Raw genomic sequence first — 8380 nt, forward strand, 5'->3', positions numbered from 1 at the left:
AATCTCAGTGCCGCAGCTTGTATCCGTTGCGCAGCATCCGCAGCGCCAGCGCCGCCATCACCGCGAAGGCCACGACCACCACGGCCAGGCTCTGCAGAGGCGGCACGTCGGACACGCCGAAGAAGCCATAGCGGAAGCCGTCGATCATGTAGAAGAACGGGTTCGCGTGCGACACGGCCTGCCAGAATGGCGGCAGCGAATGAATCGAATAGAACACGCCGGACAGGAACGTAGCCGGCATGATCAGAAAGTTCTGGAACGCGGCGAGCTGGTCGAACTTCTCGGCCCAGATGCCCGCGATCAGCCCCAGCGTACCGAGGATGCCCGCGCCCATCATGCCGAACACGAGAATCCAGAGTGGATGCGCGAAGTGCAGGTTGGCAAACCATGCCGTGACCAGCAGTACGCCAAGACCCACGCTGAGCCCGCGGATGATCGACGCCACCACGTAGGCGCCAAACATTTCCCAGTGCGACAGCGGCGGCAGCAGGATGAAGACGAGATTGCCCGTGATCTTCGACTGGATCAGCGATGACGAACTGTTGGCGAACGCGTTCTGCAGCACGCTCATCATCACCAGACCCGGCACCAGGAACGCGGTGTAGCTGATCTGGTCATAGACGCGCACCCGGTCTTCGAGCACGTGGCCGAAGATCAGCAGGTACAGCACGGCGGTCAGCACCGGCGCAGCCACGGTCTGGAAGGCCACCTTCCAGAAACGCAGCACTTCCTTGTAAAGCAGCGTGCGAAAGCCGACCAGGCCGCCAACGGCCATCGACTCCAGGCGCTGCTGGTCGGTGATATCGATTCCAGCCGGGTTCTTCATGCCGCAGCCTCCATCGCGGTATTGGGCAAGGCACCCGGCATCTGGCCTTCGCGGCGCATGATCTGCACGAATACGTCCTCGAGGTCGGCCTTGCTGATTTCCATGTCTTCGATCTCGCATCCCGCTTCACGCAGTGCAGCAAGAATCGGCTCCACGGCTTCGTAACCGGACAGGCGCAGCCGGCATGCGCGTTCGCCGGGGTTGGATGGCGTCCGAAGGGCCTCCAGCGCAGGCGGCAGCGTGCCGCGCGACAGCGTCAGCACCAGTTGCAGCCCGGCGAACTGCGTCAGCAGGTTGCTGGTGCGATCCAGCGCCACCACTTCGCCGAACTTGAGCATGGCGATGCGATCGCACAGCGCCTCGGCCTCTTCCAGGTAGTGAGTGGTCAGGATGATCGTGTGGCCCTCGCGGTTCAGGCGCGAGATGAACTTCCAGAGCGTCTGGCGCAGTTCCACGTCCACACCGGCGGTCGGTTCGTCCAGCACGATCACGGGCGGGCGGTGCACCAGCGCCTGCGCCACCAGCACGCGGCGCTTCATGCCGCCCGAGAGCTGGCGCATGTTGCTGTCTGCCTTGTTGGTGAGATCGAGATTGGCCATGATCTCGTCGATCCAGTCGTCGTTGCGCGTCAGGCCGAAATAGCCCGACTGCAGGCGCAAAGTCTCGCGCACCGTGAAGAACGGATCGAACACCAGTTCCTGCGGCACCACACCCAGCATGCGGCGCGCCATGCGGTAGTCGTCCACGACGTCATGGCCAAGCACGCTGACGCGTCCCGAATTGGCGCGGTTCAGTCCCGCGAGGATCGAGATCAGCGTGGTCTTCCCAGCACCGTTGGGGCCGAGCAGGCCGAAAAATTCGCCGCGCTCGACGCTGAAACTGACACCCTTGAGCGCCTGCAGATTGCGGTAGCGCTTGCGGACATCGGTAATTTCGATGGCTTTCATGGCCGAATGTCTTGTGACTGGGCCGCTTATGCGGCCGGCCTCTCTTGGAGTTGGGGACGCCCTTGAGGTTAGCCGCGCAGCACCTGGGGGAATCGTGTCAGGACACTTGGGGGCGACTTGGGGACGAACAACCCGGAATTATAGGGGATGCGGGGGAAAGCCCGCTTTGCTCGACGCGACGCCGGCCGCTGGGCCGGACGCCGTGGCATCGCATGGCTACGCGCACAAGCAGCAGGCGCGCGGCAACGGATGCCGGTTCAATGTCGGTGGTGGTGGTGTTCCGGGCCGCTGGCTGCCGGGGCGAGGCCCAGCAGGCCGTCCACGCCATAGAGGCTGGCCAGCGACTGCAGTTGCGTGGGTACGCCGTTCAGCGTCAGCGCCTGTCCGCGCTGTGCGGCGGCGCGTTGCCAGGCGAGCAGCACGGCCACGGCGGCCGAGTCTACCTGCTGCAGCGCGCTGCAATCGACCGTCAATTCGCCCTGCGCCACGCGCGACAGCCCGTCACGCAGCACGGCGGCGGCGTTGCGGTTGGTCAGCGAGTTGCCAAGGGCAGGCATGGACGGTCTTGGGATAGGGGATTGGAAACAGAAAGCTCCCGCTCGGCGGATGCGCGGCGGGAGCGAGTGGCCATTGTAGACCAGATCGGCGCGGCGTGCTGCACCGCAACCGGGGTGGCAACTGGCCTGGCGGGCTTAGCTCTTGGCGTTGGCCAGTTGGCGGTTGCGGTCCTGCAGCGTCTTGATGATGCCGTCCACGCCCTGCTGGTTGGCGATCGTGTTGAAGCTGCCCTTGTAGGCTTCGGTCAGCCAGGCGCCCAGCACGTTGATGTCGTAGACCTTCCAGCCCTCCGCCGTCTTTTCAAGGCGGTAGTCGAGCTGGATCGGCTCGCCCTTGTTGATCACCTGCGTACGGATCGTGGCATCGGTGTCATCCGGCGTGCCGCGGTACGGGCGGAACTGGACCTGCTGGTCGCGGATCTGGGCGATTGCGCCAGCATACGTGCGGATCAGCAGCGTCTTGAACTCATCGGTGATGACCTTCTGCTGTTCGGGCGTGGCCTTCGACCAGTTGCGGCCCATTGCGATCTGGGTGGTCTTGGTGAAGTTCGCGTTCGGGATGATCTTTTGCTCGACCAGTGCCGAGATCTTGGAAACGTTGCCGGCCTGCATTTCCTTGTCGGACCGCACGGAGGCCATCACGTCGTTGACCACGGACTTGACCAGCGCATCCGGCGAGGACGTGTCTGCTGGCTGTTGGGCCTGGGCTGCGCCGGCAAAGGCAAAGACGGTAAGGAAGGGAAGCAGCAGTCGCTTGATCATTTGTGGTTTTCCTTTCATTTCTGGCCCGGCCGGGGTAGCACCGGCATCGGGACCATTGAAACACAGGCGCTGGCGTTGCGTTGAACGCAGTATGTGCCACACGCCACTTTCATACACTTTGTTGCAGGGCTCACAGCGCGCTCACAGCCGCCGCAAACACTGCCAGTCCAGGGCTGGCGGGGTGATCAACCGGCCTTGGAATCTGTCGGGGCCGCTGTCGGGGCCGCGGGCGTTGCCGGCGCGGGCGGAGCGGGCGTCGGCGACGGCGAGGGCTGCGCGGGTGACGAAGGCTGCGCTGGCGCACCCTTGTCGTCCTGCTCATCCTCTTCGTCCTTCTTCGGCGGATTGCCTTCGTGGATCAGGTATTCCCGCCGCTGCAGGTAAGAATCGCGCAGGAACGAATAACGATCCAGCGCCGCTGCCTCGATCAGGCTGGTCGCACCGAGCAACTGCGCCCGCCCGTCGATCACCCGGACACCTTGCACGCCCAGGCCGGCGTACCACGGTGAAATATAGCTGGTCGGGTCCATGAAGCGGTCCACCACCATGCCGGTTGTGTCACGCACGCTGCTAGGCCCGAACAGCGGCAGCACGAGGTACGGTCCGGCCGGCACACCCCACACACCCATGGTCTGGCCGAAATCTTCCTTGTACTTGGGCAGACCGGCCGGCGTGGCGATGTCGATCAGGCCGCCAATGCCAAGCACGCTGTTGATCGCCACGCGCATCGTGTCCTCGGCCGCGCGCGACGGCTTGCCCTGCAGCAGGTTGTTGGCGGCAGAGTAGACATCGCTCACGTTCGAGAAGAAGTTGCCGACTGCCAGTTGCACCGGCGTCGGCATGTAATCCGAATAGACCGTGGCAACCGGCTTCAGCGCGTACGTGTCGAGCTTGTCGTTGAACGTGCTGACACCACGGTTGAACGGCTCGAGCGGATCTGCCGGATTGGCATTGGGGCCCGTGGCGCAACCGGCCAGGGCAAGCGCCGCCAGCGATATCGCCGCCAGGCGATTGATAGCGCTCATTTAGTGCCGCCCGTGCCCGGCGCTGCTGGCAGCGCCGAAGCGCTGGAGCCCGACGATGCGGACGATGCCGACGAGCCCGATCCACTTCCACCACCAGCACCCGCGTCGGCGGCCTTGTTGTAGAGGAACTGGCCGATCAGGTTTTCCAGCACGACAGCCGACTGGGTCATCTTGATCTTGCCGCCCTGCGCCAGCATCGCATCGTCGCCGCCGGCCTCCAGGCCGATGTACTGTTCGCCGAGCAGGCCCGAGGTCAGAATCTTGGCCGAAGTGTCCTTCGGGAACTGGTAACGCTTGTCCAGGTTCAGCTCTACCGTGGCCAGGTAGTTCTTGTCGTCGAAGCGGATCGCGGCCACGCGGCCGACCACCACACCCGCGCTCTTGACCGGCGCACGCGGTTTCAGGCCGCCGATGTTGTCAAATTGCGCGGTGACCGTGTAAGTCTCCTGGAACGAGAAGCTGCTCATGTTGCCGGCCTTGAGCGCCAGGAACAGCAGCGCGGCAAAGCCCAGTACCACGAACACCCCTACCCAGTAGTCCAGCGAAGTTTTCTTCATGCGATTCTCTTTCTCATGCGATCGATGCGGCCGGCCTAGCTGAACATCAGCGCGGTCAGCAGGAAGTCCAGCCCCAGCACGGCCAGCGAAGCCATCACGACGGTGCGCGTGGTGGCACGCGACACACCTTCCGGCGTCGGGTTGGCTTCGAAACCCTGATACAACGCGATAAACGTCACCGCGATGCCAAAAATAAAGCTCTTGAGCACGCCGTTGAGTACGTCTGCGCGCACGTCGACGCCGCCCTGCATCTGCGACCAGAACGCGCCGGCATCCACACCGATCAGTTGCACGCCCACCAGGTAGCCGCCGAGGATGCCAACGGCGCTGAAGATCGCGGCCAGCACCGGCATGGCGATCACGCCCGCCCAGAAGCGCGGCGCGATCACGCGCTGCAGTGGGTTAACGGCCATCATTTCCATTGCCGTGAGTTGCTCGCCGGCCTTCATCAGTCCGATCTCCGCGGTCAGGGAGGTCCCGGCACGGCCCGCGAACAGCAGCGCCGAGATCACCGGACCCAGTTCACGCACCAGCGAGAGCGCGACCAGAAGCCCCAGGGCCTGTTCCGATCCGTAGCGGTTCAGCGTGTAATAGCCCTGCAGCCCGAGCACGAATCCGACGAACAAACCCGACACGGCGATGATCACGAGCGACAGGTTGCCGACGAAGAACACCTGGTCGGTGACCAGCCGGAAGCGGCGCAAAAGCGCCGGCGACATCGCCAGCAGCGAAACGAACATCCGGGTGGCGTGGCCAAGCCCGCCGACGAAATGGCGTACGGTGGCGCCGATGGAGGTGAAGAAGCCGTTCAACGCGATCCTCCGGCGGCAAAATCTTCGGCCAGCGACGGCCCGGGATAGTGGAACGGCACGGGGCCATCGGCCTCCGCATGGACGAACTGGTGAACAAACGGGTCGCTGGACGTGCGCAGTGTCTCGGGCGTGCCTTCGGCGGCAATGCGGCCGTTGGCGATGAAATAGACGTAGTCGGCGATCTGGAACGTCTCCTGCACATCGTGCGAGACGATGATCGTCGTGGCGCCGAGCGCGTCGTTGAGGTCCCGGATCAGGTTCGCGGTAAGGCCAAGCGAGATCGGATCGAGGCCGGCGAACGGTTCGTCATACATCAGCAGCGCCGGGTCCAGTGCAATGGCACGCGCCAGCGCCACGCGCCGCGCCATGCCGCCCGAGATCTGCGCCGGCATCAGGTCGCGCGCGCCGCGCAGACCCACCGCGTTGAGCTTCATCAGCACCAGGTCCCGAATCATCGAATCGGGCAGGTCCGTGTGCTCTCGTAGCGGAAATGCGACGTTGTCGAATACAGACAGATCAGTGAACAGGGCGCCAAACTGGAACAGCATGCCCATCTGACGCCGGACCGCGTACAGGCCCTTCTGGTCCATTGCGTCGATATCGGCACCATTGAATGTGACGCTGCCGCGCTGGGGGCGCACCATGCCGCCGATCAGGCGCATGACGGTGGTCTTGCCGCAGCCCGAGCCGCCCATGACAGCCACCACCTTCCCGCGCGGAAAGCGCATGGAAAGGCCGGAAAGGATCGGCTTGTCGCCGGCCGCGTATGCAAAATCGACATCCGCGAGTTCGACGATGTTCGGGCCGGTAAAAGACTGGCCGGAAGGGTTCGGCACGGTAGCGGTCACATTGGCACCGGTTTTGGACAGGCCGCCATTATAAGGGCTACTACCTACCCAGCAGCGGTTCCAAACGCCGACCTCACTGTTCCGGAACCGATAACAATCGCCAGCCGCCAGTGCCTTGCCCGCCTTGCCCCGTGGCAGAGGAGACTCAGGGGTCGCTGCGCTGGCCGGACTGGCGCAGGATCACCTGCCACTGGGTCGATTCGGAGCGGATGGCCGTGGCAAATGCTTCCGGCGAATCCTGCATCGGCATCAGCCCCACCGCAAGCAGCCTGGCGCGCACTTCGCGCTCTTCCGTGACGTTGTCGAGTTCATTGGCCAGCCTGGCAACGATGGCCCGGGGCGTCTTGGCTGGCGCCATCACGCCGTACCATGCCGCAGCCGCATAGCCTTCCAGGCCCGACTCCTGCAGCGTGGGCACCTGCGGTGCCAGTTGCGAGCGCGCAACGCCGGTCACGGCAATCAGCCGCAGCGCCCCGGAACGCAGGTGCGTCTGCACCGACGCAAACGAGCAGAAGCAGGCGCTGATACGGCCGGCCAGCATCTCCTGGACAACTGCGCTCTCACCCTTGGCCGTCACCAGCGGCACGGCACTGGGAAGGCCGCGCACGGCATACTCGGCGTACAAGTGTGACGGACTGCCGGGCTGACCGTAGCCATAGCTGTAGGAGCCCGGATTCGAACGGACTGCGGTAGACCATTGCTGCGGCGTCTGCATCGGCAGCCGGCCGTCGATGACCAGGAACAGCGGCATCGTGGCCACGCGCCCCACCGGTACGAAGTCACGGATCACGTCATAGGGCACCGGCTCCAGCCCCGGCTGGATCAGCATGTTCGCCTGATGGAACAGCAGCGTATGGCCGTCCGAGTTCGCCTTGGCGACCACGTCGCCAGCCATCGTGCCAGACGCGCCGGGCCGGTTGTCGACCTCGACCGGCATGCCGAGCCTGACGGAAAGCCGCTCTGCCAGCAGACGCGCCACCGCATCGGCAACGCCGCCGGCCGGGAACGGGACGACCATCCGCAACGGGCGGGCCGGGAACGAAACCTGCCGGTTCTGAAGTTCCGGACGCGTGCCGGACGACGGGATGCTCGCGAGTTGCGCGATGGCGGGAGGTTGTGCGAGCGCCGTCGCCGTACCGGCGGTACAGGCGACCACGCACCACGTTGCGACACCCCACGGCCCGCGCCGCAGGGCTGCCAGGATGGCAGCGAGCGTAGGCAACTTCGCTTTACCTCGCCAAAGACGCGTCATTTTGCGCACTTCGGACATCAATTTCCTCCGGTCCACCATGTGCTGCGGCGGCACCAAATCGGCTGAAAGGGATTCGAGGCAGTTTCTTCGTTATGGTTTTCGGGCCATTGTAAAGACATGCCCCCGGCCGGCACAGACCACGTAAACGCTCTCCGGGCGGACCCCAATGTGAGCCCATCTATAATCGCCCGATGTCTGAAATCGTCCTGAGGCCGATGGCGGCCTTCGACTTGCCCGCCGTACTCGCCGTCCAGTCGCAATGCTACGGCGACGCCCTGCTCGAATCCTCCGAAGCGCTTGCCAGCCGGCTGACGTTGTCGCCTGAAACCTGCTGGATTGCCGCGTTGCCCGATGGGTCGCTGGCGGCGTATCTGTTTACGCACGCCTGGCCAGAAGACGCGCTGCCGCCGCTCGATGGGGTGCTGGCGCGGGGCTGGGCCGATGACACCGCACTGACATGGTTTGTCCACGACATGGCCGTGGCGCCGGGCGGGCGTGGCACTGGAATCGCACAGCGGCTTTACGCGGCAAGCCGGGATGCTGCGCTGGCGGCCGGCCTGCGTTCCTCCCGCCTGATCGCCGTGCAGTCTGCGTCAGCCTGGTGGCGCAGGCTTGGGTACGCGCCGATAGTCGCTGGCAAGCATGCGGAAAAGCTGGCGGACTATGGTGATGACGCTGTGTTGATGGGGTGTCGGCTGTAGAGCGGCCAGCCCTCTCCCCCTCTCCCGCACGGCGGGAGAGGGGAGAACACCAAGGGCACAGCAAAAGCCGTCGGTTTGCTCCCCTTATATGAA

At 64.6% G+C, this 8380-nt stretch carries 10 protein-coding genes; 1 reads left to right on the forward strand and 9 read right to left on the reverse strand.

Going from position 1 to position 8380, the window contains the following annotated elements:
- Nucleotides 1-4: 4 nt before the first annotated feature.
- The 9 genes from B552_RS0122890 to B552_RS0122930 form a co-directional block, all read right to left on the reverse strand.
- Nucleotides 5-775, reverse strand: a complete 771-nt coding sequence (locus B552_RS0122890) for an ABC transporter permease (protein ID WP_051003608.1) — start codon at nucleotides 773-775, stop codon at nucleotides 5-7.
- Between the two features lie 47 nt (nucleotides 776-822).
- Nucleotides 823-1773, reverse strand: coding sequence for an ABC transporter ATP-binding protein (locus tag B552_RS0122895; protein ID WP_019451391.1), 951 nt, complete (start codon nucleotides 1771-1773; stop codon nucleotides 823-825).
- 257 nt (nucleotides 1774-2030) lie between these two features.
- The gene (locus B552_RS0122900) at nucleotides 2031-2330 is read right to left on the reverse strand and encodes an STAS domain-containing protein (protein ID WP_019451392.1); all 300 of its coding nucleotides are present in this window, start codon (nucleotides 2328-2330) and stop codon (nucleotides 2031-2033) included.
- Nucleotides 2331-2465: 135 nt separating this feature from the next.
- Entirely contained in the window at nucleotides 2466-3092 is a 627-nt protein-coding gene (locus B552_RS0122905) for an ABC transporter substrate-binding protein (RefSeq protein ID WP_019451393.1), read from the reverse strand.
- 185 nt (nucleotides 3093-3277) lie between these two features.
- The gene (locus B552_RS0122910) at nucleotides 3278-4117 is read right to left on the reverse strand and encodes a VacJ family lipoprotein (protein WP_019451394.1); all 840 of its coding nucleotides are present in this window, start codon (nucleotides 4115-4117) and stop codon (nucleotides 3278-3280) included.
- Entirely contained in the window at nucleotides 4114-4674 is a 561-nt protein-coding gene (gene mlaD / locus B552_RS0122915; RefSeq protein ID WP_019451395.1) for an outer membrane lipid asymmetry maintenance protein MlaD, read from the reverse strand. Before mlaD ends, B552_RS0122910 begins: the two co-directional genes overlap by 4 nt.
- A 35-nt stretch (nucleotides 4675-4709) precedes the next feature.
- Nucleotides 4710-5486: a lipid asymmetry maintenance ABC transporter permease subunit MlaE gene (gene mlaE, locus B552_RS0122920; RefSeq protein ID WP_019451396.1), complete on the reverse strand. Its 777-nt coding sequence runs from the start codon at nucleotides 5484-5486 to the stop codon at nucleotides 4710-4712.
- The gene (locus B552_RS0122925; RefSeq protein WP_035880219.1) at nucleotides 5483-6322 is read right to left on the reverse strand and encodes an ABC transporter ATP-binding protein; all 840 of its coding nucleotides are present in this window, start codon (nucleotides 6320-6322) and stop codon (nucleotides 5483-5485) included. Before B552_RS0122925 ends, mlaE begins: the two co-directional genes overlap by 4 nt.
- 157 nt (nucleotides 6323-6479) lie before the next feature.
- Nucleotides 6480-7604, reverse strand: coding sequence for a tripartite tricarboxylate transporter substrate binding protein (locus tag B552_RS0122930; protein ID WP_019451398.1), 1125 nt, complete (start codon nucleotides 7602-7604; stop codon nucleotides 6480-6482).
- A 173-nt stretch (nucleotides 7605-7777) separates the two neighbouring features.
- Between B552_RS0122930 and B552_RS0122935 the strand changes: the two genes are divergently transcribed.
- Complete coding sequence (locus B552_RS0122935) at nucleotides 7778-8287, forward strand: GNAT family N-acetyltransferase (RefSeq protein ID WP_026035962.1); 510 nt, start codon at nucleotides 7778-7780, stop codon at nucleotides 8285-8287.
- Nucleotides 8288-8380: the final 93 nt, after the last annotated feature.

Source organism: Cupriavidus sp. BIS7 (genome assembly GCF_000292345.1).
Taxonomy (GTDB): Bacteria; Pseudomonadota; Gammaproteobacteria; order Burkholderiales; family Burkholderiaceae; genus Cupriavidus.